The organism is Paenibacillus chibensis (genome assembly GCF_004001045.1).
Lineage (GTDB): Bacteria > Bacillota > Bacilli > Paenibacillales > Paenibacillaceae > Paenibacillus_AQ > Paenibacillus_AQ chibensis.
On record NZ_BIMK01000011.1, the window covers coordinates 95,646 to 121,466 of the forward strand.

Genomic DNA, 25,821 nt, shown 5'->3' on the forward strand with positions numbered 1-25,821 from the left:
TTCCATACGGCTTTCCTCCAATACCTGTGGTACGTTAGTATGAAAGGGGTTTCGCAGATATGACAGATTATGCTAAACCGATCAAACGCCGGAAGTTCAATAGCGATGCAGCTTGGGGATATGCTTTTATCGCTGCCGCACTCATCATTTTTGCGATGTTTACCGCATATCCGGTTGTCAGTGCCTTGATTATCAGCTTTCAACAGTATAAGCCGCTAGGTTCCGAGTTTATCGGATTTGACAACTATACAGAAACCTTCAAGGATTCTTTGTTCTGGAAGGCGGTTGTAAACACCGTTGTTTATACCTTGTTGACGGTTCCGGTCTCGCTTTTCTTATCTTTTGCAGTATCGATCCTGATCTTGCCGTTTAAGAAAAGAATGCAAACCGTATTTAAAGCCGTATATTATCTTCCTGCTGTCGCTTCAGGCGTGGCACTATCTGTTGTTTGGCTGTGGATCTACGATCCGATGCCAGAGGGCATTTTCAACAAGATTACCGCATTCTTTGGTATGGGCACCCACAACTGGCTCGGATCCAGCACATATGCAATGTTTTCGCTCGTTTTGATGGCTTGGTTGTCCAGCCATGGCACGAGCATCATTATTTACCTTGCAGCTTTGCTTGGCATTGATGGTAGCTACTATGAAGCTGCTGAACTTGATGGGGCTAATTTCTTCCAAAAGCTGTGGTACATTGTTGTTCCTTGTTTGAAACCAACAACCTTGTTCTTGCTTGTTACGGGCATCATCGGTTCGTTCCAGGTATTCCAAAATGCATATCTGATGACCGGCGGCGGACCAGATAATGCAACAACGATGGTAGGCTTACTCATTTTCAATAACGCATTTAAATACTTCGAATTCGGCAAGGCAGCAGCACAGTCTCTGATTCTGGCCGCAATTATCGCAGGTATTTCGGTAATCCAATTCAAATTCCTGGGCAAAGACGTGGAATATTAAAGGAAGGGAGATGCAGCAATTATGGCTCTTTACAACGCACATGCTGGGAAACCAGCTGCCAGAAACATCAGAAATACGGCTCTTTTCACCGTGCTTCTGCTATTTGCACTGGCAACGATTTTCCCAATCTACTTTATGATTATTTCTTCCTTTGGTGAACCCGTTGCAGCCGGGGCCATGGATTACAAAATATTTCCGAGCAGCTTCTCGCTTGAATCTTACAAGTTCTTCTTTCAATTCAATACTTACACTTGGCGCTGGTTACTGAACTCCCTGATTGTGGCCACCTCAGTTATGGTGACTAACGTCGTGTTCGCCAGTATGGCAGGGTATGCTTTCTCGAAAATCAAATTCAGAGGCAGAGCCGTTACTTTTTCCGTGATGCTCGTCGCCATGATGATCCCTTATCAGGTCACACAGGTACCTCTTTACATCCTGATCGTAAACGTCTTCCATATTCAAAACACGTATACCGCTTTGATTTTGCCGGGTCTTGTTACGGTTTATAACATCTTTCTTGCCAAGCAATTTATGAGCAGCATTCCGAACGAGATTCTGGAGTGTGCAAAGATTGAGGGCTGTAACCAATTCCAAATTTATTTCCGCATCATTTTGCCTTTATCCAAAACCGTTCTTGCCGTAATGGCGATTCTTACATTTATGGACAACTGGAATACGTTCTTCTGGCCGCTTCTGGTAACGAATTCTATGGATATGCAGACAATCCAAGTCGGACTCAAGAGTTTCAAGTTTGCGAATACGACTTTATTTGCGCCAATGATGGCAGGTGCAACGATTTCCGCGCTGCCCATGTTCATTCTGTTCTTCAGCCTGCAAAAGTATTTCCTTGAAGGCGTAACCGTAGGCGCGGTGAAGGGCTGATATGAAGAGCGAATCCTTGGATATGCATTCAAGCCGCTATGCCGTAGGACTCATGTCAGGCACTTCAGTGGATGGAATCGATGCAGCCGTGGTCAGCATTACGGACAATCCGGACGGGACCATGTCGGTCCAATTGATCGCATTCGAAAATACACCGTATCCGGCTGGCGTGAGACAGGATATTTTCAACCTGTTTGACCCGGCGCAGGCTACTGTGGACAAAATCGGAAGCATGAATGTATTACTCGGCGAACTGTACGCGGAAGCAGCTTTATCCGTGATTGCGGCAACGGGACTTGCGTCCGCTGAAATCGCCGTCATCGGTTCGCATGGACAAACGATTTATCATGCCCCGGAATCCGAAAAGCTGCACGGGTATGACATCCATTATACGGTTCAGATCGGCGAGGGATCGGTGATTGCTGCACGGACGGGAATTCCGTGCGTATCCGATTTCCGGCCGGCGGATATGGCAGTGGGAGGGCAAGGTGCGCCGCTCGTTCCGTTTACGGAATACTTGCTTTACAGAGATGCACACCGGACTCTACTTCTGCAAAATATCGGCGGTATCGGCAATATGACGGTCATACCTGCCGGCTGCTCGCAGGAGCAGGTCTATGCTTTTGATACCGGTCCGGGAAACATGATCATCGACGGCGTCGTCGAGCGTCTGTATCCGGGACCATTAACGATGGACATTGGAGGAGCCATTGCTCGGTCGGGCAACGTTCATGAAGAGCTGCTGGGCCTGCTTCAGCAGGAGCCGTACTATGCGCAGCCTCTTCCGAAATCGACCGGCAGAGAGCATTTCGGCTCGTCTTATATAGATTGGCTGTTGGACCAGGCGAAGCTTCGCGGCATCCAAGCGGAGGATGTCGTGGCAACCGTCACGCGTCTGACCGCTTGGTCGATCGGCGACGCGTACCGCCGTTACGTTCGCGATCAAGATCCGGCGGACGCCCTGCTGGTCGGCGGAGGCGGGAGCTATAATCCGGTATTGATCGGATTTTTGCGTCAGGAAATGGAGCCGTACGGCGTAAAGGTCATGACGCAGGAGGAGGTCGGGCACAGCAGTGATGCGAAGGAAGCGGTTGCATTCGCGCTGCTTGCCGATTATGCCATGAAACGCCAGCCGAACAATCTCCCGAACGTCACCGGAGCTGCAAGACCCATCATCATGGGGAAAATAAGCTATTAATCCTGACAAGAGACGGAGGGGCCGCTGATCATGATGAACACCTGGGATAAGCAGTACACGCAGGCGGTGATCGATTTATGGAACACGGAAGCCGTAAAGGATGGATATAAGGAGCTCACGGAGCAAAGCTTCGAACGGATCTTTGCTTCGAGTCCTTATTTTGACAAAGAAAATACGTTTGTGCTGACTCAAAATGAGCAGGTTATCGGCTTTGCCTGCGGTTGTACCGGGGACGATTTGCCGCTGGGGCAGGTAGCAGGATATCTGACCTGCATCGTCCTTGATGAAGAAAGCCAAACCGAAGAGAATTATGCGGAGCTGCTTCATGCCATTGAACAACGTTTTCAGGAGCTTGGGAAAAAGCAGTCGGACGTCCTGTTTTTCAATCCGATGATGCTGCCGTGGTACATACCGGATACGCCCAAGCATGAGCATAACAACGCACCCGGCGTGCCGGTGGACAGCAGACTGTATTCGTTTCTGCTAAAGGAAGGATATGTGGAGCGTGCCAAGGAATGCGCCATGTACCTGAATCTTGACCGGTTTGCCATGCCCGAGGAGATTCGCGCCAAGCAAGAGAAGGCAGACGCAAGCGGCTACAGCGTGGAGCTGTTCGATGCAGGCAGACATGAAGGTGTGCCGGACATGCTGCAAGGGCTGAATAATCCGCTGTGGGAAAAGGAAATCGGGACATGTACGACCGAGGGAACGCCGGTTGTTGTTGCAGCCCATGGGAACCAGGTTGTCGGTTTTGCCGGTCCGGTCATTCGCCAGGATAACGGGCGCGGCTATTTTGCCGGTATCGGGGTTCATCCCGATCATGAAGGGCACGGACTCGGGACCATTCTGTTCTTCAAGCTGTGCGAAGCCTTCAAGTCGATCGGCACGGATTATATGTCGCTTTATACGGGCAGTTCGAATCCGGCCATCCGGATTTATGAAAAAGCGGGCTTCCAAACCGTAAAACAATTTGCAGTCATGAGAAGGGAGTTTTCATAATGAGTGAACAGAAATTAACGATTTTGGCGATTGGCGGACATGTTGGAGATGCGGAATTAACGGCAGGAGGCGTTCTTGCAAGCCATTCCTTGAAGGGGGACAAAATCGTAACGCTTGCGCTTACGGCCGGTGAACGCGGTGTTCCTGCAGGTCAGGACATGGCGGAATACCGCGAGCAAAAGGTAAACGAGGCCAAAGCTTTCGCAGATATGCTGGGCGGCGAATCCATCGTATTCGACATTCCGGACGGGGAACTGAAGGATACCGAAGAAATGCGTCTGCGCGTTTGCGACGTGATCCGTCAGGTCAAACCGAACGTGATCATCACGCATTGGAAGAACAGCATGCACAAAGATCATGCGACGACGCATCACATCGTGAACGACGCGCGTTTCTTCGCGGGACTGGCATCATTCGAAAGAGAACTGCCCGCTCATTTTGCGGCCAGATTGTATTATGCGGAAAACTGGGAGGATGCGGTGGACTATAAGCCGTACGTCTATGTTGATTTTTCGAAGGAAGCTTTTGATTTGTGGGTTAAAGCGACCGAACAGCATTGGTTCGTGACCAACAGCAAATCCTTCCCTTACCTGGAGTATTACAAGCACTTGGCACGTGTGCGCGGCATCGAGGCACGCAAAGAGTACGCCGCCACTTTTATGGTTCCGGAAGAAACCAAACGCGTGCTGAAGAGCGAACTGTTCTAATGAAACGATCATGACATATGGCTGCCTGCAGGGCAGGATTCAACAGGTCAAGGCTTGATTGAATTCAGCGAAGCGGCAGTCATTTTTTTCAAAACTATCTGGTCTTAAGGGAGGAAGCAGCGATGATTCTGAACGGAATCGATAGGGTCATGGAAGCCGCTCATTTGTTGAAGGGGAAAAAACTCGGTCTGATTACGTCGCCGACCGGACTCAATAAGGATTTTGTATCGACGATCCAAATTTTGCATGATCACTTTCATTTGGCCGCGCTTTTTTCGCCGGAGCACGGCGTGCGCGGCGATCAGGCCGCAGGTGCCATGGTGGAGACATATACGGATCCGATTACCGGCGTGCCGGTGTACAGCCTATACCGTAAGGATTCCAAGCGCCTGAGCCAGGAAATGCTCGATGAAGTCGATATGGTCGTCTATGACATTCAGGATGTCGGTACTCGCTACTATACGTTCATCTATACGATGCTGTATGCACTCGAAGACTGCGCAAAGGCTGGCAAGGAGATCGTCATACTGGACCGCATCAATCCGCTGGACGGCGTGACGGTGGAAGGGAACATTCTGAAGCCAGGCTACGAGTCCTTTGTCGGAGGGTATCCGCTCGCGGTTCGTTACGGTTTGACGGCGGGGGAAGTGGCAAAGATGGCCAATGAACAAATGGGCTGGAATGCGCAGCTGCATGTCGTCCGCTGCCAAGGCTGGGACCGCAAGATGCTGTTTCCGGAGACCGGGCGCGAGTGGATTATGCCTTCCTTAGGCATTCCGCGGTTTAACACGGCTTTGATCTATCCGGGAACCTGTCTGTTCGAGGGCACGAATCTGTCGGAAGGCCGGGGAACGACGGCTCCGTTTGAAATGATCGGCGCGCCGTTCATCGATGCGGAGCAGCTCGCGGCCGACATGAACAGCCTGAAGCTGCCGGGGGTTATTTTCCGTCCGGTGTACTTCAAGCCTTCCTTCTCGAAGTTTCAAGGGGAGCAGTGCGGAGGCGTGCAAATCCATATGATGGATTACCGTGCCGCCCGGCCGCTGGAAACGGGCGTCAGACTGCTGTCTACGATTAAAAACCGGTACGAGGAGTTTTCGTTCCTGCCGCCGCTGAAGGAAAATTCAAGGTCGTTCATTGAATTGCTGGGCGGCGACAACGTGTACCTGCAAGACAATCTTGACGCAGATGTCCTGCTGGAGCAATTCCGCGAGGAGAGCCGCGAGTTCGCGAAGCTGAAGACGGAATATCATCTGTACTAAATCCAATTCATTACTGCACGTACTCACCATAAGCTAACCGAGATAAAAGGAGCCGATCCTGATGAAAGAACTAACGCTAAGAGAAAAAGTCGGCCAGCTCATCGTCGCCGGCTTTCCCGGTCATGACATCGATGCCGAGACGCAGCGGCTGATTGCCGACTATAAAATTGGAAATATCATTTTGTTCGCGCATAACGTGATGAATAGGGAGCAAGTAAGGAATTTATGCGCCGACCTGCAGGATGAAATCACGAAGCAAACCGGCCATCCGGCGCTAATCTCCATTGATCAGGAGGGCGGACGGGTAACGCGCTTGCCCAAAGATTCGGTGAACGTAACCGGGGCGATGGCGATCGCCTCGACCGGACGCCCGGAGAACGCGTATGCGGCAGGGCGGATAACCGCCCGCGAAATGCGCGAGCTGGGTATTAATTTCAATCTGGCACCGGTGCTCGATATTAATAACAACAAGCAAAATCCGGTAATCAACGTGCGCTCCTACGGAGATACGGCGGAGGTCGTAACCGAATACGGCCTGCAAATGATGCGCGGCCTACAGGAAGGCGGCGTGCTGGCTGCCATCAAGCATTTTCCGGGCCACGGGGACACGGCAGTGGATTCCCATCTGGGACTGCCTTCGATCGACAAATCGCTTGAAGCGCTTGCGGAGCTGGAGCTGAAGCCGTTTCAGGCAGCTATCGACAGCGGCGCTGAGGCGTTGACCAGCGCGCATATCCTGTTCCCGGCGATTGAGAAATCCGGCGTACCTGCGACGATGTCGCGTACGATTATCACCGATTTGCTCAAGGACAAAATGGGCTATCAGGGGCTTGTCATTTCAGACTGCCTTGAAATGAACGCGATCCAGAAATTTTACGGTACGGCGGAAGGGGCTGTCGGGGCGCTCAAAGCGGGAGTGCATCTGCTGTTCATCAGCCATTCCGGCCAGCTTGTGATGGATGCGGTGGAACGGATCGAGCAAGCGGTTCAATCCGGCGAGCTGCCGATAGCCATCGTGGATGAGGCGGTGGAGAAAGTGCTGCAGTACAAGGCCAAATATGGCGAAGTCAAGGACGGAGGCATGACGGAAGCGGAGCATGCCGTGAACCGGCGCGCAGCCGAGTCTATTAGCCTGGAAAGCATTTGCCATGTGAGCGGTACATTTGCACCGGTCGTTCCTCACGCGCCAGGGACGATCATCATCGGCAGCCTGCCGTACCGTCCGGATCAGGCTTCCAGCTTAGCGAGTGCGGAGCTCAGCTTCCCGGCCGAAGCGGGAGCCGCTTTGGGAGCCCGGCATCTGGTGATGGATTTAAATCCGGACGCGGAAGAACAGCAGCGGCTGCTGGAGGCGGCTAAAGGCTGCTCGGATGTCGTCATCGGCCTGTATAACGCCTGTGATAACGCAGGCCAGCTTGAGCTGGCGAACAAGCTTGCAGCCGCCGGCCATCGGGTGACCGCAGTCGCGCTTGGCAAACCGTACGATTTGGAATTGCTGGAAGCCGGCGTTTGCGGCTTGGCCGCTTTCGAATATACGAAGCTGGCGATCCAGTCGGTCATCCGGATCTTGAGCGGAGAGAAGCAGCCGACGGGTAAACTGAGCCTGAGCTTGAATCTCAATTCATAATTTCGTGCGTTCGGGAGCACATGAACGAGGATGTGACAGCAATGAAATATGCAGCCGGTTTGGACGGCGGAGGCACCAAAACCGCCGTTACGGTAACGGATGAGCAGGGGAATGTGGTCAGCAGCTTTACTTCCGGTGCCATCAATTATAATGGCCAGGACGAAGCCAGCGTTGCCGCACACCTGCATGAAATCGTGGGGAAAATCGGCCAAGCCTGCGGCGGAATCGAGCACTGCGCGCAAATATGCGTAGGCGCTGCCGGCGTGAGCAATCCGAGCGTGTCGAGCCGATTGGAGGCTCAAATTCGCGGCGGAGGGTACGAAGGCGGCCTCCATATTACCGGAGATCATGAAACGGCGCTTTATGGAGCCCATCAAAGACCCGACGGCATGATACTGATCGCGGGTACCGGCTCGATTTGCCTCGGCAAAAACAAGGACGGCCAGTCTCACCGTGCAGGCGGTTACGGGCATCTGATCGATGACGAAGGAAGCGGGTACGCCATCGGCCGGGATCTGCTCAGTGCGGTGGTGCAGGCCTGTGACGGCCGCATACCGGAGACGGCGATCACCGAGCTGGTATATCGTCAGCTGCAAATCGGCTCCGTGCAGGAAATCGTCGGCTTTGTGTATGACAAGCGTACCCATAAAAAGGATATCGCCGCGGTCGCGCCTATTCTGTCAGAGGCTTGTGCGGCCGGGGATCAAACGGCGCTCAACATCGTGGACAAGAGCGCATCGTCGTTACTGCAGCTGGTTATCCCGGTTGCGGAAGCTCTTTCGCTTCAGAAGGATAGCCTGGCGATGACGGGCAGCGTACTGCTGAAGAATACCTTTGTGCAGTCGAAGTTCAGGCAGAAGCTCCATGAGCGTTATCCGGAAATGGAATGCATTACGCCGAAAAGCGATGCCGCCATGGGTGCGGTGCTGATGGCGCTGGAACAGATGCAAAAGCGAATATAGGCATTGCGGACGAAAAAGGGCTCCGCCGGAATGGTTCAAGCAGAGCCACGGAGCGGTTTCCAACGTGCCGAGAAGCGATGATGAAAGAAATAACGGGCACGCGCCCGCTTCATAAGTATGCTGGAGTGTAAATGGATTCACACGTAGACCCCTGAAAAGGGGTCTTTTTATGATCTGCAGAATGAAGGGTTCCTCCGATTGCTGATATCTTCTAGAAGACGTATATTGGTAATAACAAAAATACATACGTAGGAACAAGGGGGATTTTATTTGGTCAAGCCACGCAAGCCGGATACTCCTAGCGTCAGCGAGCCATGCGAGATCCTGACCATGAAGGCGCTCAATCGTGCCCTGCTGGCAAGACAAATGCTGCTGGAACGCTCGGCGTTACCAGCGCCGGAAGTGATCGGCAATCTCGTTGGCCTGCAGGCGCAGGCCCCGCATTCGCCGTATTTTGCGTTGTGGACGAGAATTGAAGGTTTTCGCCAAGAAGATTTAACGCGATTAATCGAGAGCCGACAATCCGTACGAATCGCGCTTATGCGCTCAACGATTCACCTGGTTTCAGCAGAGGACGCGATACGGTTAAGGCCACATGTTGAGCCTGTCCTGGAACGGGGACTCATGGGGAATTACGGTAAAAAACTTGCGGAGCTGGATTTGAATTACATTGCTGAGGCTGGACGCACGCTCGTAGAGACGGAGCCATTAACGTTAAAGGATCTGGGCCTAAAGCTGTCGATGCAGTGGCACGGCCGCGATCCGGAAGCCTTGGCCATGGTGATCCGCAACAAGGTTCCGCTGGTGCAAATACCACCCCGGGGGTTATGGGGGAAAAGCGGCCAAGCCGTTTATACGACTGCTGAGGCATGGCTTGGAAATGAGGCCCGCGAACCTGCGCCTATGGATTCGATCGTTTTGCGTTATTTGGCGGCATTCGGACCGGCCACTGTGAAGGACATTCAGACCTGGTCGGGCCTCACCAAGCTGAAAACGGTAGTGGATCGATTGCGCCCCGTACTGGCGGTGTTCCATGATGAAGCGGGGCATGAATTATTCGATCTGCCGGATGCTCCCAGGCCTTCTGCAGATACGCCCAGTCCGCCGCGTTTTCTCGGAGAATTCGATCAAATGCTGCTCTCCTATGCGGATCGATCCCGGGTGATGTCGGAAGCGGATCGGACGAAGGTCTTTACGAACAACGGCATCATCCGTTCTGTCATTTTGGTCGACGGCTTCGTTCACGGGCTATGGAAGCTGAGCGAGAGCAAAACGAAGACGGTGCTGGATATCGCCCCTTTCAGGCAACTCGACGCACGCCAATTGGAGGCGCTTAAGGAAGAGGGCTCGAAGCTTTTGCAATTTGCGGCCCCGGAGCGGCACGATACTGAAATTCGTTTTGCGGACGTCCGTGAGGATGATTCCGGTTCAAATAGCGTGAACTAAAGAAGGGGTGGGGAGACGTATGATGAGAGATTTTGATAAGCTATGGGATTATCGGCATCCGGCGGAGACGGAGCAAGCGTTCAGGCGGGAATTGACGGCAAAGCAAAACCGGGAAGGCGGAGAATACCTTGCGGAGCTGCGGACGCAAATTGCGCGCACCCTGGGACTTCAAGGGAAATTCGACGAAGCGCATGACACGCTGGATGAGGTGCAAGCGGTGCTGGCGGAGGACTGGCTGACAGCCCGCGTGCGTTATTTGCTGGAGCGCGTACGGGTATTTAATTCTTCCTCGAGACAGACGGAGGCGATTCCCCTGTTTCTTGAAGCCTGGAATCTGGGGATCGAAGCCGGCGAGCACGACTATGCAGTGGATGCGGCGCATATGCTGGGCATTGCCGAATTGACGCCGGAGACGCGCATGGCCTGGAATTTGAAGGCGCTGGCGCATGCCGAGGCGCATCCCGGAGCGAGCCGCTGGCTCGGCTCCCTGTACAACAATATCGGGTGGGCGAAGGTGGACGCGGGCGAGCTTGAGGAGGCTCTGGATTTATTCGAGCGCGCTTACGCGTTCCGCCGGAAGCAGGATAATCCGGGTGCGACTTTCATTGCCAAGTGGAGTATCGCAAAGGTATTGAGACTGATAAGACGGACGGAAGAAGCGCTGGAAATCCAGCAGGAATTACTGGCTGATATCGAACAGGGGGCCGAGCAGGACGGCTATGTTTACGAGGAAACGGCTGAATGCCTGCTGTCGTTAGATCGGCTGGAGGACGCCAAGCCGTATTTTGCCAAGGCATACGAACTGCTGTCACAGGACCGCTGGCTGGCCGGGCATGAACCGGCACGTGTGGAACGATTGAAGGAGTTGGCCGTACAAGCGCGTTGACTCAGAGCTCTTGCTTTTCCCCAGTGATCATATCCTCTTGATAGACTTTCGCGGTCGTTTTTGTGACGCTATACCAGCCATATGTGGCAATATGGTCCGAAAGGTCCTCGAAAACGTGTATGGAATATTCCTTGTCATCGGCGCTGTCGATCATCATTTCCAGATGATATTTGTCGGCGTCTTTTTTTATTTTCTGGTAGACCAGCTCCATGGCTTTGTCTTCAGTGATGACCGTAGTGAGGGGGTGTTTGCCGATGTACAAATCATTACCCTGCAAAGCGACATCTTTGCCGATGGACTCGGATACGGGGCGGATCGGCACGTAAGTTGTCCCCTTATAAATAAAAACATCCGCGGTTTTGGTCTGGGTACCGTCCATATACAGATTGATGTTTTTCCAAAACACCTGGATGCTTGTCCCGCTGGCTGCAAAAGCCGTCACACCGGTTACCATGGAGCCGAGAACGATGCCGAGAACCAGGCCTTTCACTTTGTCTTTCATGTGATGAACCTCTTTTCTTTCATTATATGATAATGAAATTATAAATCGGATAAACCTTTCTTGAAACGGCTGAAAGCTCTATTTTTCCCATGGGAGAAAACGTCGAAATGATAGATTTTATGCGATTGCCCGAGAAATAACGGCATTTCCATCCGATGGGGAGCGGTCGGGTAGCTGTACCTTGATGTTTTGAATGGATGATCAAGAAGAGCGCATGGAGCCATGTAATCCCACGTAGACTAGAGAAGCGGTCGCATAAGGCGAATACTTTTTGACGAATGCTTTGTCGCTGGAAGGGGTTCCTTGCGCACCGATGCTCCGACGGATAAACTGGAATCGCATCATTCATCGATCGAGGAGGCGAGGGGCAATGAACATCGGTTTCGCTCGGGAGGCTGCGGCGGATTGGGTCAGGCGCCACGGCAGACGTCTAGCCGGGTATATGGGAGCTTATTTCAGCGGGTCCACGGTGGGTCGTCCGGATCATGAGTCTTTGGCCGTTGGTTCGGACGTGGATGTCGTTGTCGTTCTTAGGGGCGATGCGGCTCCTCCGAAGCTGGGCAAGTTCATTTATCGGGATACGCTGATTGAGGTAACGTTTCTTACCTATGAACAACTCGAATCCGCAGACCGGGTGCTGTCATCTTACCATCTCGCCGGAAGCTTTCGCGTCCATACGCTGATCGACGATCCGACGGGGCATTTGACTCGGCTGTTTGAGCAGGTATCGGGGCGTTTTACCGAGGTGTATTGGGTCAATCGGCGCTACCGGGAAGCAATCGAGAGGATCGAAAACGGACTGGGATCGCTTGACGTTTCGTCTCCGCTTCATGAACTTGTCATGTCATGGTTATTTCCGACGGGAATCATGGCGCATGTTCTGCTCGCGGCAGGGCTTCGCAATCCGACGGTCAGGCTTCGCTATTTGGCGGCACGAAGCGTACTGGAGGACTTTGGACGTGAAGAAGCGTATCCCGAGCTCCTGGACTTCCTGGGCAGCAAGGATTGGACCGCGGAACAGGCGGTGCAGCATTTGCGCGGGTTGGAGCAGACCTTCGACGCTGCCGCCGAAGCGGCCCATACGCCTTTCTTTTTCAGCTCGGACATTACGCCGGCAGCGCGTCCAATTGCCATTGATGGCACCCGGGAATTGATTGAAGCCGGAAATTGGCGCGAAGCGGCATTTTGGATCACGGCAACGTATGCGAGATGCCATTACATATTGAGCTGCGATGCGCCGTCCGAGGCGGAAGCGCTGAGGCCGCTGTTTTGCGATCTCCTTGCCGACTTGGGGCTGGCAGCCAAGCAGGATTTTCTCGACCGGGTAGCAGCAGCGCTTAGTTATCTTCCTACATTAAAAGAAATCGCTGAAGACATCATGCGGAAGCATCCGGAGATTCGCCATGATGAACCTGCGGAATAAGGCGCGATGTCCTCTGCTGGAATGGAAGATAGAAGATCGCCTACAAGATTAAAAGCCTGAGCATTTCGCTCAGGCTTTTTGATTTGGAATATTTCGCTGTAAGCCATCGCCATGCGCCGCAATACCGTCGCCGTAAGCATGTTCAGTGGCGTTTCGCGTCATAATCTTTTAGCCGAATGCTCTGAAGCAGGATTCTCCACGCATTGTGATCGCCCTCCCATGTACTCCCGGCAGGCATCTCCACGATCATCACGCGTTCCTGACTGCTCGGAAGCATACGGAGCGGGAATCCGTTGCCGGGAATCGCGAACAAAAAATAGACATTGGGGTTTGGGTAGGTTTCCGTATTCACGACGCTCCACGCTTCACGCTCGTCCGCAATCGTACGGATCAGCAGCGTATCTTCGGCAGAAGATAGAACCGACAGAAGGCGTTGCGTCCGCCTCGTCAACCGTTCCTTAAACTCGCGATAGTCATGAAGGGGCGGTTTGACCGGATCATTCCGAAAATCATGGAATGAGAGGCAGGTGGTGAATCGGTCGCGAATGTAATGGGAGTTTTGGGATTGACCGTATACCTCCAGGTTTTCCAGTTCCATGAAGCCTTGAAAACGGTTGCGCAGTACCCTGCACAGCTCGGAAGTTTGGGCGAAATTGAACCAGTCCAGGGGACCGGCTTCTTTCCGCAGCCGATTGCGGCGGAGTTGAGAGGCGACCTGGCAGCTGTGCCCAAGGCTGAAAATGGTGTTGAAGGCTCGATTCATCACATCGATTCACCTCCTATAGAAGATCTATTATTCTATTCCTTTCCATTGTCGAAGGGTTGGATTAATAGAGGGCTTCTCAAACGCTGTATAATCGATTTTAAGCTGTGTTTTCCTGAAATGAATATCCCTGCTTTGAATGATGGTTTTCGATAGGTTATAGGTTATCTGTAGTGCGTTAAAAACGGTATTTTCATATGATAATAGGTATGATATGGTTTGATGACGAACAAAGGAGGTGAGAATTCATGCAACAAACGATAATGAATGGGCGGCGAACAGTAATAATCGACATAAACGCCTTGAACGCGTCAAGCGTGGAGAGCAGATCATGACGGCGAGCCTGATTGCGTTGGCCGTTTTCGCGGTATTTATCGGCTCGCTCATGCGATCCATGTTCGGCTTTGGGGAGGCGATTGTCAGCATGCCGCTGCTGACGCTGCTGCCGATTCCTCTCCAAACATCCGTTTCTTTGATCGGGTTGGCGGGATTAACGGTTGCAGTGTTAACAGTATTCAGCGGCTGGCGTCACATTGAAAGACCTGTGCTCATCCGACTGGGTATTTCCACGGTGATCGGCATTCCCGTCGGGCTATACGTGCTGAAGTCCATTCCTTCCCATATCATCACATCCGGACTGGGGATTTTTTTGATGGGGTACGGTGTTTATTGCTTGATGAAGAGCAGACTATCCCAAACCTCGGACAAGCCTCTCCTGGTCAGCCGCGGATGGGTTTGGCCATTCGGATTTGCTGCCGGCGTGCTTGGCAGTGCTTATAACATCAACGGCGTACCGGTCATGATCTATGGCACGTTGCGGCGGTGGGCTCCCGAACGGCTGAGAGGTACGCTGCAGGCTCATTTTCTGATATCCGGGGTACTCGTTGTCGCGGGTCATGCGCTTGGCGGATTATGGACTTCGGATGCGTTTGTGTTATATGCGTACTCCCTACCGGCTATTCTTCTCGCAACGGGGCTTGGCGTCCTTTTTAGCAAAAGGATTCCTGCAAGAAGATTCGAACGTATATTGTTTATGATCATTATTGGTCTTGGGATTCTGTTGATGCTTCCCCGTGGCAGGATGTGACGAACATCCTATGAGACGGCAGGACTCCAATCTGATTTTGCCTTCCATTCTCCATGAAGCTTATTCCCGACTCCGCATAGGAGCCAGGAATGAGCTTTTTTTTGGCATGTCACAGCCTCCTGTTTCGAAAATGAAGGAATATTATTACATTTGCCGAATACATTAGCAGTCCGAGCAATTGGAATAATATGCTAAATTATGGCACGGAACATGTTTTAACCATGATGGGATGAAACGGGAGGAAAATGTAATTGAGACACCCCAACAGCTATAACCGGATGTTTTACCTTGCGAGTAAGTCTTATATTTCAAAAAGTCCCAGACGCATTCGAGCTTCGGCGGTGAGAAGCAACATCGTTCATGTCTTATGCAAGTATATCATCGTCCTGAGCTTTATTTTATTGATGCCCGCTTTATTGTTGACGTTCGCCTCGATCATTGAAGCCAATTTGTCGTTACATTCCATCGCTTCCATTTACATATTCATATTTATTGGAGTTACCATTTTCGGAAATGTGATCTTACGATACAGCGAGGCTAAAATAGACGCGGCAGAAGTGATGATTGAATTCGAGAATACCGAAGAACGTGAAGCTTATGTGTATGAAGCACTCTATCCGCGCATGACAGGGAAAGTTCATAAAACCATGATCTATTCGGGCCCCAGGGAGAATGATCAGTCGAAGTATCTTTAATGCCGATAACGGGCTTTAAAGATGCTTTTTTTATGCTCGGCAAGGCTATCAGAAAATGATAAGGGTATAATAGAAGTGAGACACATGCATTTATCTCATTCCAGAACGGGAGGTAAGGAACCATGAATATCGCACCGGAAATCATTGAACGCAGCCACACGGAACGTGGAGACATTCAACTGCAAAAAAGAGAGAATCACTACGAGATCATTTACAACGGTACTTTTCTGATGGCAACATATAACGGCGAATCGGAACGACTGCTTGTTAGAAATGCTTTGGAGAGATGCAGGCGACCGCATAAAGTGCTCATTGGCGGGCTGGGCGTCGGTTTTTCTCTGGAGGAAGCGTTATCCGATCCGAGGGTCGCTCAGGTGGATGTTGTTGAGATCGAGGACGTGATCATTCAGTGGAACCGCCAGCATCTGGCTCGGTTATCCGGTTATGCACTGGAGGATCCCCGAACCCATGTGATCCATACGGACCTGGTACAATGGATGGAGGATGCTCCGGATACGTATGATGCCATTTGTTTGGATATCGATAACGGTCCGGATTGGACCGTCTCGGAATCGAATAACGGCCTGTACTCGGAAAAAGGCATCGCCGCACTGATCAGGCTGCTGCGTCCTGACGGAGTCCTGACCTTTTGGAGCGCAACCGCTTCGCCGCAATTCGTCGACTTTTTGAAGCTCTTTTTTGCTGAGGTCACGGTGGAATCCGTTCCGCAGGAGCGGGGAGAACCCGATTATATTTATTTGGCAGCTTCGCCTAAAATAGCGCATTAAACACGCTGCTTTATTTTCCAGACGACACGATTCCCAAAGTCTGCAGAGATCTTCTCTGCAGACTTTTTTCTATCTCATGGATTCAGGCGGTTGCCGATTGCTTGTATGCAAGCCATAACATTAGTAAACTAATACCGTAATGATAGACCGAGAGCGTCGTAAACGACTTCAATATATAATTGAAAGCAGAGGGAGTATTCATGACTGCGAATAGCAAAAGAAGGGAAGATATGCTGAAATTCCTGGGACAAGCACAGAACGAAACCGAGCTGAAAAAATGGTACCGCATCATGGAGGATATCCACGCAGACCGGGTATCGGGAACAAAAGAGGATTTTCAGGTTTTGTCCAAGGGCTTGGAGTACGCGATCAGTATTTTTGCCGAACGGCTCCGGCAAGAAGGGTTTGCGTTGTTATCCAAGTTTGCTGCCACGGAAGACAAGCGCTTTCATCAAATCATGAAATCCAATCTCGGCAAAGCGCGGATCGCGAAACCATACCCCGAGGAAATCAGCCGGATCGCCGGGATGATGACGTAATGGAGCTCCTTGAAAAAGTGCAAAGCCTCCCTCTGGTACCCGGCGTCTACCTCATGAAAGATGCGCAAGGAGGCGTCATCTATGTGGGGAAATCCAAATGTTTGCGGAAAAGAGTTCAGTCTTATTTTTATAACAGCAAATCGCATTCGCCGAAGATCAAGAAACTCGTTCATCATGTTAAGGATCTTGAGGTGATTCAGACCGATACGGAATTTGAAGCTTTCATGCTGGAATGCAGTCTCATTCACAAGTACAAGCCGATGTACAACAGAAAAATGAAAAATCCGCAGTCTTATTCGTATATTACGATACCCCAAAAGGAAGGGCTGCGCCGTATCGAGGTTACTCATCATCCTTCGCCTGAAGTGGACAGCCTGGTTTTCGGTCCCTACACCGCGAGCAGAAACACGGTCGAGCAAGCGCTGCTGCGAGTCCAGGAAATTTTCCGGATCGCATGCAGCCATGCGGCTTCAGGTGCGGTGTCGCCATGCCTGAATCATTCGCTCGGATTATGTCTGGGCATGTGCCTCGGCGGAGAAGGGCTTCAGCAGTATAATCAGCTTATGAACCGCTTGACCGGACTTCTGGATGGATCGGATTCGAGTTTATTGGATGATATGGAGCAGCGGATGGCGGAAGCGGCAGCAGGGTTCGATTTTGAAAAGGCGGCGAAATACCGGGACGCGATCCAGTCCGTTCATGTGCTGCGGCAGAAGGAAAAGGTGATCGGCTTCGCGGAGGAGAACCGGAACATGATCATCTACGAAGCCTTGGACGAGGAAACGATCAAGCCTTTTTTGATTAAAAGGACCTCGGTTCTGTATAGCGGAAAATTTAAGGTGGGTGATCGAAAAAAGCATCTACGGGATCAACTCGAATACCTCGTTCAGGCGTATTTCAAGCTCGATGAGACCGCGTACGCCGCTGAGGTGGGCAGGGATGAGATCGATGAGGCGCAAATCATATACAGCTATCTTCAGCAGCAGGCTCACCATGTGCTGGAAATTCCGAATGAATGGCTTGTGCAGGAAGGGGAGCCGCGTCTTGTGCAGGAACTCGATGCATGGCTCACCAAAGTACAGGGAAATGAAAGGGACCAGGCTGCAAGCAGTGGAGAAGGAAATCAGTCAGCTGCGACAAAACGATCAGGAGCAAGAGTACTGGATCCAGGCCATTCGGCAGGCAATAATTAACAGCGGAAGAACCATCGAACCCGTAACAAGGAGATGAAGAACGTGAACGACCTTATTGTTGAGAAACTCCGAGATATTGAAAATGAACATGCGGCCAAGGTTTTGTTTGCGGTCGAATCCGGCAGCCGCGCTTGGGGTTTTCCGTCACAGGACAGCGACTACGATGTTCGTTTTGTCTATATTCAAAAGCCGGAGTGGTATTTGTCCATTGACGAGAAAAGGGATGTTATTGAGGTGCCGATCAACGAAAGGCTGGATATTCATGGCTGGGACATCCGCAAGGCCCTCAAGCTGTTCCGAAAATCCAATCCGCAGCTGCTCGAATGGCTGGTTTCGGACATCGTCTACGCAGAGGCTTTTGGATTCAGAACTGATATGCTGGATCTGAAGGAACACGTTTTCTCCGCAAAAGTATCCATGCATCATTATTTAAACATGGCCAAAGGCAATTTCAGAACGTATTTGCAAGGGGAGCGGGTGAACATCAAAAAATATTTTTATGCCCTGCGTCCGATTTTGGCCTGCAAGTGGATTGAAACCTACCACACCACCCCTCCGATCCTGTTTCACGAATTAGTTGACGATCTGGTCCGCGAACCGGAGCTTCAGCATGCCATTGAGGAGCTGCTCCGCCGGAAAACCGCCGGTGAAGAGCTGAGTTTAGAGCGGCGCGTAGATGTCATCCATCATTATATCGAACACGAAATTCAGCATTTAACCATGATCACGGGGGAGGCGCAGGCAGAGCATTCGGATCCGACGGATATGCTGGATCGGTTGTTTCGGAAATATCTGCTGAAAGTCTGGGGGTGAGAAAGTAACACATCTTCCTGACTACGAGCTTAGGAGTAAAATTGACACAGGGTATGATAACGAAAAGGCAGCTCCAGGTTGGGGCTGCCTTTTCGTTATGGCATACGTTATTATTTAGCCAACAAGTTGATATGATCCAACTCGGTGCTGCTGTTAAAGACAAACTCAAGCTTGTAGTCTCCGCGGAGATAAGTGAGCTTCGTTTGCGTCGATTTACCGTTTTTGAACGTTGTCGTGGCGCTCGGAGCATACCAGTTTTGCTTCAACATTTTCATCGTAATGCCGCCGATGTTGGTTTGGCGTTCCACGTTGGTGCCGAAATAGCGCATTTCATGAATTTTGTTGGATTGATAAGCAAACGCATAACCGGGATTACCCATTTCCGCGCCGTATACGTCAAATGCGCCCGTATTTTTACCTGGAACCGTTGGCTCGCCGATTTTCTTGATGACGTTTTGTTTTGTGCTTTGACCGACGGTAAGTCCGCTTACCGCTCCAGGGAACTGTCCTTTCAAAGCGGGTTTATAGAAGCTGTTCAGCGTTTTTTGAGCCTGCTTCACTGCATAGTCATTGGTACTGGCGCTGGCCGCTGCAGCATCCACTTGATGAATTGGCAAGAGACTTTGACCTGCTCCGAATGAGCCGAGTCCGATGACGCCCGCCATGGCGGTCGCAATAATAGCTGTTTTTGCAGCATGTTTTTTCATCATGAAAATCCTCTCCTTGTAGCATGTAATTACCACATGTTTTCTGTATCCAATCATTTCTCGCATTCCGATGATATGATTCATGATAGTAGAACGAGAGCAGGATTGGGTTACGAATACATGAAGAGGATATGAAAGTTTTGATACGGTAGCCTGGGAATAGGTTCAAGAACCCGTATCGGAGCCCGGACAGAGACCCGGAGTAGCGGAAGCCAGCTCGAGAGAATACTCGGGCTGCTGCTTGGAAAGCGCGGTATAATAGCTCCCGATCACATGGTTGCCGCCGACCGAACCGTTTTGGAAGCCAAGCGGCTGGGAGGTGTGGACATGCGTGTAATAATATTTTTTGTCGCGCTTCGGCAGTTTATAGACGGCAGGCGGGGCGTAGGTAACGATATCGAACAAATTGGCGTAACGATAACTGTAAGGCACATATTGGGTAAAAGCTTGCGCAAACGCCGGATTACCAACGCGCGGCGAACCGAACGTAAACAATAACGGAGCGAAGCTGCTGTTGGCCGCAACATCCATCGCGCATAACGTGGCCAGGGCTGCGCCAAGACTGTGTCCCGTGACATACAGTGTTTTATTTGAGGGCATCAAAGCAAGCGAGGAAATAATTTGGCTGCGCGCGGAAGTGTAAATGTCTGTAAAGCCGCGGTGGGTATAGCATTCTTGCTGAAGATAAGGAAATCTGGTTTGCGAAGCGATGGCGTCGGCGATCCAGTTGGTCGTGGAGATGGTTCCCCTGAAGGCAATGATGATCTCCTCGGGAGATTCAAGGATAAATCCGAATCGCTCCCATTCGCTTGTAATGGAATTCGCTTCAATGGTTTGCCTGACGGCGTAATTCAAGGGAACGACGAAGGAACCGTCCTTGTTCATGAACTGGTCATAGGTCTGACCGCAGACGGCCGCCAGAAACAAGGCCCGTTTTTCCAAATCGTCTTTTGTGCTCATGCGCATCCCACCCTTTCTAGTACACTATATTAAGAAGCGCACCGGATGGTGATTCTGAGAGGGGCGTTTTGCATGGAAAGGTGGATAAATGTACCGGGAAGAATACTAAATTCGCCTGCCGGATCACGGATTTCAAGGAGAACATAATCAATTTTGTTCAATTCATTGCTAGATTGGTAGCGTGATCGAGACATATAGGAAGCCATTCATGCGGGGATGACGGAGTTGAGCAAACAAAAGGATGGGATGAGCTGAGCTTAGGATAATCGTTATGAATGGGAGGATAACTTTTGAGAGGATATCTTTGCATATCCCCATCCGATCAACAAAGAAAGACTTATGCCTGCAACCACAATGTATCCGTTATAAAACAAAACGTTGCTGTATTGATGAATCCATCCGAAATGAAATACCACCGACCGGGGGTTGTTGGTGAACCCATTTCATGCCGCTCTATAGGCTTGAATTTTGGCGATTTCACATGCCGCCATGATCAGTAACAAGAACAGCATAAGGAGCGGCCAGCGGATTTGCTTCAATATCTTGGGACTGCGGGCGGTGAAGCGGCGGGCGCAAACAATGGTCCATGCAAGGAAAGGCACGAAGAAAATCCATGCGGTAACCAGCGCAATGACACCTGGATTCCCGTTCCCGGATATGGCATGTCCGGGCCTATACCGAAATGTAGTGATGTCCACCAGAAAAACAAAAACCACTTGCAGTATCAGCAGCAGTGCATAACGGACGGAGCTTCTCATCTTGAATCTCCTTTCGGTTCGTTTCTTGATGCACGGCATGGAACGGAAGCAAATAGAGTACGACCGCCATGTTTACATCTCTTGGCGGTCGTTTATGAATGAAGTGTTTAAAATTTTAGAATATTGAATTTGCAGTGTCTAAGAAAACGTACATTCAGGACGATGATAGGTTTAGCCGTTTCAGCTTGTTATACAGCGTGGCCCTGGAAATGCCGAGCTGCTTCGCAATCGCAAGCTTATTGCCATTCGCCGATTCCAAGGCTTGCCGCAGCAGCTTGCGTTCGAATTCATCCAGCTGGGCTTGAAAAGCCGCGCCATCCAGATCTGACATCCTCCAGTCGTCCGCCGCAGAAGGCGCTGACGGCTTTTTATCTCCTGTGTAAATATGGGCCGGCAAATATTCGCGCTGAATCTCCCCGTCGGTGGAAAATATAACGAGCCTTTCAATCGTATTCCGCAGTTCCCGAATGTTGCCCGGCCAGTCATACTGGAGCAAATCCTCGAATACATCGGGAGTGAAGGACTGAATATGGCGCCCATATACGAGCGAGAATTCATGCAGGAAGGATTGCGTCAGCTCGTAGATATCCTCCTTGCGTTCCCGCAAGGGAGGGACGTCCAGGGAGACAACGTTCAGCCGGTAGTAGAGATCCTCGCGAAATGTGCTCTCCGCAATCATTTTTTTTAAATCGCGGTTCGTGGCGGCGATGATCCGGCAATCGGCTTTTTTCAGCTGCGTGCCGCCAACCGGAAAGTAGTTTTTCTCCTGCAGGACACGCAGCATTTTAACCTGCATATCCAATGGCATTTCCCCGATTTCATCCAGGAACAGGGTGCCTCCGTTGGCGAGCTCGATTTTTCCTTTTTTTCCTTTGGGATCGGCGCCGGAGAAGGCGCCTCGCTCATAACCAAACAACTCGCTTTCGAAGAGGGCGGCAGGGATTGCTCCGCAATTGATGGCAATAAACGGAGCGCTTCCTTGTTCGCGGGAATTGTGAATGGCCTGGGCGAACAGCTCTTTTCCGGTGCCGCTCTCGCCTTGAATGAGAACCGTTGCTTTTGTCGTGCTGATTTTTTTGATGGTATCGATGCTGTTTTTAAGGGTGCTGCTGGTTCCCTTGATGTGCTGGAATGGATCGCTTGAAGGACTGAGCATCGCGACTTCCTTTTGCAGGTGATGGACCTTGCTTGTCATCTGAAGCAATTCCTGATGCAGCCTCATCTGCGTGGTCAGGTCGGATTCCGCCGTAACCGCTCCGATAATCCGGTCATCCAATTGGATAGGACTCGAATTGATCAGGACGAACATATCTTGGCGCGGACGGTGCTGCATCCGGTGAACCGATTCGCCGGTCTGAAGCGTTTTGAGCGATTGCAGACGATCGACGGCGAAAAAATCCGACGCGGGCTTTCCGATGATCTCGTTTTTTTGTATCGAAAAAATATGCTCCGCTCCCGAGGTCCAGACAGCGACATGCCCCTCCTCATTGATCAGCGTCATCGCGACATCTGGATTAAGCGCTTCCAAAGCCGTCGAGAAATAGGCTTCGAGATATCGGTGCGCTTGTACAGATGCTTCGATCGCATCGGGCGCCGTGATGTAGCCGGCGGGGTGTCCGTCCTTTACAACGAGCGCAAGCGAGCAGAAGGGAAAGGCGGAAGCGATGCCGCTTAGCGGTTCGTCCGCTTGGACCGTTTGGACATCGATGATATGCGGATCACCGCCGCTCGTCGCTGCGGACTGCAGCAGAAGGCCATATTGGCCGGTTTCTTTTGCGATAAATACAGGATCATTCTCCTGATCAGAACGATAAGCTTGGAGCGCTGCCAGGTCCGCCTGATCGATGATTCTGTAATCGGTCCGCATCAGATGTTCCAGACTGGGCAATAGATGCTTCATTCGGCTGCCCCCTATAGTTGCCTTGATAGGGACATTATACCCAGCCTGATTTTCACTGTAAATCTTTTTAGACGTTTACCTCCTGGTTATTTGAACATATTTTTGACGACCATCCATAAGTTCGCGGGTTTTTCGGCCAGCCGGCGCGTATAGTAGGGATACCACATGGTGCCATACGGCATATAGCAGCGGATCCGATAGCCTTCCTTGGCCAATTTCTCCTGGTCGTTCATCCGTAACCCGTACAGCATCTGGAATTCGAACGCATCCTTAGGGATGCCGTTCTGGGCGGCATATTCCTTCACCCATTGTATGATGCGGTCGTCATGCGAAGCGATGGCAGTGTATACCCCTTGATCCAAATGCATGCGGATGATTTTCTTGTAATTGTCTATGACCTCGCTCATATGCTGGTAAGCAACCGCTCCGGACTCTTTGTAAGCCCCTTTCACGAGACGCAGGTTCACGCGGGATTCAATAAGCCGTTTCACGTCTTCTTCCGTCCGGAACAAATACGCCTGAATGACGGTGCCCACGTTAATGAGTCCTTCCGCATGCAGCCGGAGGACGATATCGATCGTCGCCTGCGTGAAGGGGGTATCCTCCATATCGATGCGGACGAAATTATTGTGATTCTTCGCCTCGCGGACGACGGCGCGGATATTGTGATAGCAGGCCTCCGGATCAAGAGCAAGACCCATCTGGGTTGGCTTCAAGGAGACGTTGGACCGAACGCCGCGATTCGCGATGCCCTGCACAAGCCGGATATATTCTTCCTTGTAGCCGGTGGCTTCTGACAATTGCTTGATGCCTTCCCCTAGATGATCCAGCGTAACCATGATGCCTTTGCCGTTCAGAACTTCGATTTCGTCCAGTGCTTCGGCGAGCGTATCGCCTGCGATGAATTTGCCAGCTAATTTCCTTCCGTATTTCAGGGTCAGCTTCTCGACCTGTTTGTTCCCCGATATCGAGAGCAGCACTTTTCGGTATAATTCCGTACGATCCATGGGATGTTCCCCTTTCAGATGTTAGATATGTCGTTTTTACATGCATCCATTTCCTAACAAGCAAAATGCGTACCAAAAAGCAGCGGCAAAAAGTTGGCATGGTTTTTGCTTCGTTCTTTATCGAGTCAGAAGTGCTGGTGAAATAACGCAAATCATGAGAGAGGATGGTTTCGGATTTATGAGAACAGAATTCAAAAACGAGGTTTTCGTCAACTTTAAGGAAGAACGCAACAATTTGGCATATGACGCTGCGCTGAAGAAGGTCGAAGCGGAGATGGGAAAAGAATATCCGCTGATTATCGGCGGGGAACGGATCATGACGGACCGCAAGGTTGCATCGATCAATCCGGCGAACAAAGCCCAAACGATCGGGATCGTATCCCAAGCCAACGCCGACCTTGCCGAAAAAGCGATCCAGACCGCGGCGGCGACCTTCGAGACCTGGAAACGCACCGATCCGGGCGAACGCGCCCGGTATCTGTTCAGAGCGGCCGCGATCCTGCGCCGCCGCAAGCATGAATTCTCGGCGCTGATGACGTTTGAAGCCGGAAAAACCCGTGTTGAGGCGGATGTCGAAACGGCCGAAGCGATTGATTTCCTCGAATTTTACGGACGCGAAATGCAGCGTTTGAGCCTTCCTCAGCCGCTGACGGTTCATGAAGAGGAAGAGAATGAATTGTATTATATTCCGCTGGGGGTGGGCGTCGTTATCCCGCCATGGAATTTTCCGCTCGCCATCATGGCCGGGATGACCACGGCTGCGCTTGTCACCGGCAATACGGTCGTTCTGAAGCCGGCCAGCACGACACCGGTCATCGCGGCGAAATTCATGGCGTTGCTGGAAGAGGTCGGTTTGCCCCCAGGAGTAGTCAACTACCTTCCGGGTCCGGGCGGGGAAGTCGGCGATGTTCTCGTGGATCATCCGCTGACGCGGTTTATCAGCTTTACCGGCTCCCGCGACGTGGGTCTGCGGATTAACGAACGGGCGGCCAAAACGCATCCGGGTCAAAAATGGATTAAACGCGTCGTGGCGGAAATGGGCGGAAAAGATGCGATCGTGGTCGATCAGGAAGCCGATCTGGATTTGGCAGCCGATACGATTACGCAGTCCGCATTCGGATTCTCCGGACAGAAGTGTTCGGCCTGCTCCCGCGTCATTGTCCATGAGGAAGTGTACGACGCCGTACTGGAGAAAGTCGTGGAACGTGCAAGCCGGCTAATCATGAGCAATCCGGCGGAAGCTTCCGCGAATCTCGGTCCCGTCATCGATGAGAAAGCCTATGCCAAGATTCTGGAATACATTGAAATCGGCAAGCAGGAGGGACGTCTGGTGCTGGGAGGCGGTACGGGCGATCCGAACGGATATTTCATTGAGCCAACGATCTTTGCGGATGTGGACGCCACGGCGCGAATTTCGCAGGAAGAAATTTTCGGGCCGGTCGTTGCTTTCACGAAGGCACGTTCCTTTGATGAAGCGATTGCTTTCGCCAATCAAACCGATTACGGTTTGACCGGAGCGGTGATCTCCCGTAATGGAACCCATCTGGAAAAAGCCAGACGCGATTTTTTCGTCGGAAACCTCTATTTCAACCGCAAATGCACCGGCGCTTTGGTCGGCACCCATCCTTTCGGCGGCTTCAATATGTCGGGTACGGATTCGAAGGCAGGGGGACGCGATTATTTGCTGCTCTTTACGCAAGCGAAGCTGGTGTCGGATCGATTCTAAATTTTTAGACAGCCGGATCGTTGATCATT

Annotated in this window: 25 protein-coding genes; 18 read left to right on the forward strand and 7 right to left on the reverse strand. The window is 51.5% G+C overall.

Annotated elements, in window-relative coordinates:
• Positions 1–59: 59 nt before the first annotated feature.
• The 10 genes from PCH05_RS11270 (at position 60) to PCH05_RS11315 (ending at position 10,931) form a co-directional block, all read left to right on the forward strand.
• Positions 60–962, forward strand: coding sequence for a carbohydrate ABC transporter permease (locus PCH05_RS11270; protein ID WP_127602485.1), 903 nt, complete (start codon positions 60–62; stop codon positions 960–962).
• Positions 963–983: 21 nt separating this feature from the next.
• Positions 984–1,844 carry a carbohydrate ABC transporter permease gene (locus PCH05_RS11275; protein ID WP_127602486.1) on the forward strand — a complete coding sequence of 287 codons (861 nt, stop codon included), beginning with the start codon at positions 984–986 and terminating at the stop codon, positions 1,842–1,844.
• A 1-nt stretch (position 1,845) separates the two neighbouring features.
• The gene (locus PCH05_RS11280) at positions 1,846–3,042 is read left to right on the forward strand and encodes an anhydro-N-acetylmuramic acid kinase (RefSeq protein WP_127602487.1); all 1,197 of its coding nucleotides are present in this window, start codon (positions 1,846–1,848) and stop codon (positions 3,040–3,042) included.
• A gap of 30 nt (positions 3,043–3,072) precedes the next feature.
• Positions 3,073–4,041, forward strand: a complete 969-nt coding sequence (locus PCH05_RS11285) for a GNAT family N-acetyltransferase (RefSeq protein ID WP_127602488.1) — start codon at positions 3,073–3,075, stop codon at positions 4,039–4,041.
• On the forward strand, positions 4,041–4,748 hold the full coding sequence (locus tag PCH05_RS11290) for a PIG-L deacetylase family protein (RefSeq protein WP_127602489.1): 708 nt from the start codon (positions 4,041–4,043) through the stop codon (positions 4,746–4,748). Before PCH05_RS11285 ends, PCH05_RS11290 begins: the two co-directional genes overlap by 1 nt.
• A gap of 122 nt (positions 4,749–4,870) precedes the next feature.
• The gene (locus tag PCH05_RS11295) at positions 4,871–6,010 is read left to right on the forward strand and encodes an exo-beta-N-acetylmuramidase NamZ family protein (RefSeq protein ID WP_127602490.1); all 1,140 of its coding nucleotides are present in this window, start codon (positions 4,871–4,873) and stop codon (positions 6,008–6,010) included.
• 61 nt (positions 6,011–6,071) lie between these two features.
• Positions 6,072–7,637 carry a glycoside hydrolase family 3 protein gene (locus tag PCH05_RS11300; protein ID WP_127602491.1) on the forward strand — a complete coding sequence of 522 codons (1,566 nt, stop codon included), beginning with the start codon at positions 6,072–6,074 and terminating at the stop codon, positions 7,635–7,637.
• 41 nt (positions 7,638–7,678) lie between these two features.
• Positions 7,679–8,599, forward strand: coding sequence for an N-acetylglucosamine kinase (locus tag PCH05_RS11305; RefSeq protein WP_127602492.1), 921 nt, complete (start codon positions 7,679–7,681; stop codon positions 8,597–8,599).
• 270 nt (positions 8,600–8,869) lie between these two features.
• Positions 8,870–10,045 (forward strand): winged helix DNA-binding domain-containing protein, encoded by a 1,176-nt coding sequence (locus PCH05_RS11310; RefSeq protein ID WP_246049481.1) that lies wholly within the window; start codon positions 8,870–8,872, stop codon positions 10,043–10,045.
• A 22-nt stretch (positions 10,046–10,067) separates the two neighbouring features.
• Positions 10,068–10,931: a tetratricopeptide repeat protein gene (locus PCH05_RS11315; RefSeq protein WP_164766622.1), complete on the forward strand. Its 864-nt coding sequence runs from the start codon at positions 10,068–10,070 to the stop codon at positions 10,929–10,931.
• A 1-nt stretch (position 10,932) separates the two neighbouring features.
• Here PCH05_RS11315 and PCH05_RS11320 read toward each other — a convergent pair whose 3' ends face one another.
• The gene (locus PCH05_RS11320) at positions 10,933–11,433 is read right to left on the reverse strand and encodes a hypothetical protein (protein WP_127602494.1); all 501 of its coding nucleotides are present in this window, start codon (positions 11,431–11,433) and stop codon (positions 10,933–10,935) included.
• Between the two features lie 370 nt (positions 11,434–11,803).
• On the opposite strand from PCH05_RS11320, the gene PCH05_RS11325 reads away from it, so the two are divergent.
• The gene (locus PCH05_RS11325; RefSeq protein WP_127602495.1) at positions 11,804–12,856 is read left to right on the forward strand and encodes a hypothetical protein; all 1,053 of its coding nucleotides are present in this window, start codon (positions 11,804–11,806) and stop codon (positions 12,854–12,856) included.
• Between the two features lie 142 nt (positions 12,857–12,998).
• Here PCH05_RS11325 and PCH05_RS11330 read toward each other — a convergent pair whose 3' ends face one another.
• On the reverse strand, positions 12,999–13,619 hold the full coding sequence (locus tag PCH05_RS11330) for a DUF1796 family putative cysteine peptidase (protein ID WP_127602531.1): 621 nt from the start codon (positions 13,617–13,619) through the stop codon (positions 12,999–13,001).
• 238 nt (positions 13,620–13,857) lie between these two features.
• On the opposite strand from PCH05_RS11330, the gene PCH05_RS11335 reads away from it, so the two are divergent.
• The 6 genes from PCH05_RS11335 to PCH05_RS11355 all read left to right on the forward strand — a co-directional run bounded on the left by PCH05_RS11335 (position 13,858) and on the right by PCH05_RS11355 (position 18,734).
• Entirely contained in the window at positions 13,858–14,706 is an 849-nt protein-coding gene (locus PCH05_RS11335; protein ID WP_246049482.1) for a sulfite exporter TauE/SafE family protein, read from the forward strand.
• Positions 14,707–14,957: 251 nt separating this feature from the next.
• On the forward strand, positions 14,958–15,401 hold the full coding sequence (locus PCH05_RS11340; protein WP_164766623.1) for a hypothetical protein: 444 nt from the start codon (positions 14,958–14,960) through the stop codon (positions 15,399–15,401).
• A 122-nt stretch (positions 15,402–15,523) separates the two neighbouring features.
• A complete protein-coding gene (locus tag PCH05_RS11345; RefSeq protein ID WP_127602498.1) occupies positions 15,524–16,189 on the forward strand; it encodes a spermine/spermidine synthase domain-containing protein in 666 nt (221 codons plus the stop codon).
• A 200-nt stretch (positions 16,190–16,389) separates the two neighbouring features.
• A complete protein-coding gene (locus PCH05_RS27270) occupies positions 16,390–16,728 on the forward strand; it encodes a hypothetical protein (protein WP_164766624.1) in 339 nt (112 codons plus the stop codon).
• Positions 16,728–17,921, forward strand: a complete 1,194-nt coding sequence (locus PCH05_RS11350) for a GIY-YIG nuclease family protein (RefSeq protein WP_164766625.1) — start codon at positions 16,728–16,730, stop codon at positions 17,919–17,921. The genes PCH05_RS27270 and PCH05_RS11350 overlap by 1 nt, the downstream gene beginning before the upstream one ends.
• A 42-nt stretch (positions 17,922–17,963) precedes the next feature.
• Complete coding sequence (locus PCH05_RS11355; protein WP_174806252.1) at positions 17,964–18,734, forward strand: nucleotidyltransferase domain-containing protein; 771 nt, start codon at positions 17,964–17,966, stop codon at positions 18,732–18,734.
• Between the two features lie 110 nt (positions 18,735–18,844).
• On the opposite strand, the gene PCH05_RS11360 is transcribed toward PCH05_RS11355, so the two are convergent.
• From PCH05_RS11360 to PCH05_RS11380, 5 genes are all read right to left on the reverse strand, one after another.
• Positions 18,845–19,444, reverse strand: a complete 600-nt coding sequence (locus tag PCH05_RS11360; protein ID WP_127602501.1) for a YjgB family protein — start codon at positions 19,442–19,444, stop codon at positions 18,845–18,847.
• 162 nt (positions 19,445–19,606) lie between these two features.
• Positions 19,607–20,401, reverse strand: a complete 795-nt coding sequence (locus PCH05_RS11365; protein WP_127602502.1) for a lipase family protein — start codon at positions 20,399–20,401, stop codon at positions 19,607–19,609.
• Positions 20,402–20,844: 443 nt separating this feature from the next.
• A complete protein-coding gene (locus PCH05_RS11370) occupies positions 20,845–21,159 on the reverse strand; it encodes a hypothetical protein (RefSeq protein WP_127602503.1) in 315 nt (104 codons plus the stop codon).
• 154 nt (positions 21,160–21,313) lie between these two features.
• Entirely contained in the window at positions 21,314–23,059 is a 1,746-nt protein-coding gene (locus PCH05_RS11375) for a sigma-54 interaction domain-containing protein (protein ID WP_127602504.1), read from the reverse strand.
• Positions 23,060–23,145: 86 nt separating this feature from the next.
• Positions 23,146–24,066, reverse strand: a complete 921-nt coding sequence (locus tag PCH05_RS11380; RefSeq protein WP_127602505.1) for a proline dehydrogenase family protein — start codon at positions 24,064–24,066, stop codon at positions 23,146–23,148.
• A gap of 178 nt (positions 24,067–24,244) precedes the next feature.
• Here PCH05_RS11380 and pruA point away from each other — a divergent pair, with 178 nt between their 5' ends.
• On the forward strand, positions 24,245–25,792 hold the full coding sequence (pruA, locus tag PCH05_RS11385; protein ID WP_127602506.1) for an L-glutamate gamma-semialdehyde dehydrogenase: 1,548 nt from the start codon (positions 24,245–24,247) through the stop codon (positions 25,790–25,792).
• Positions 25,793–25,821 lie beyond the last annotated feature (29 nt).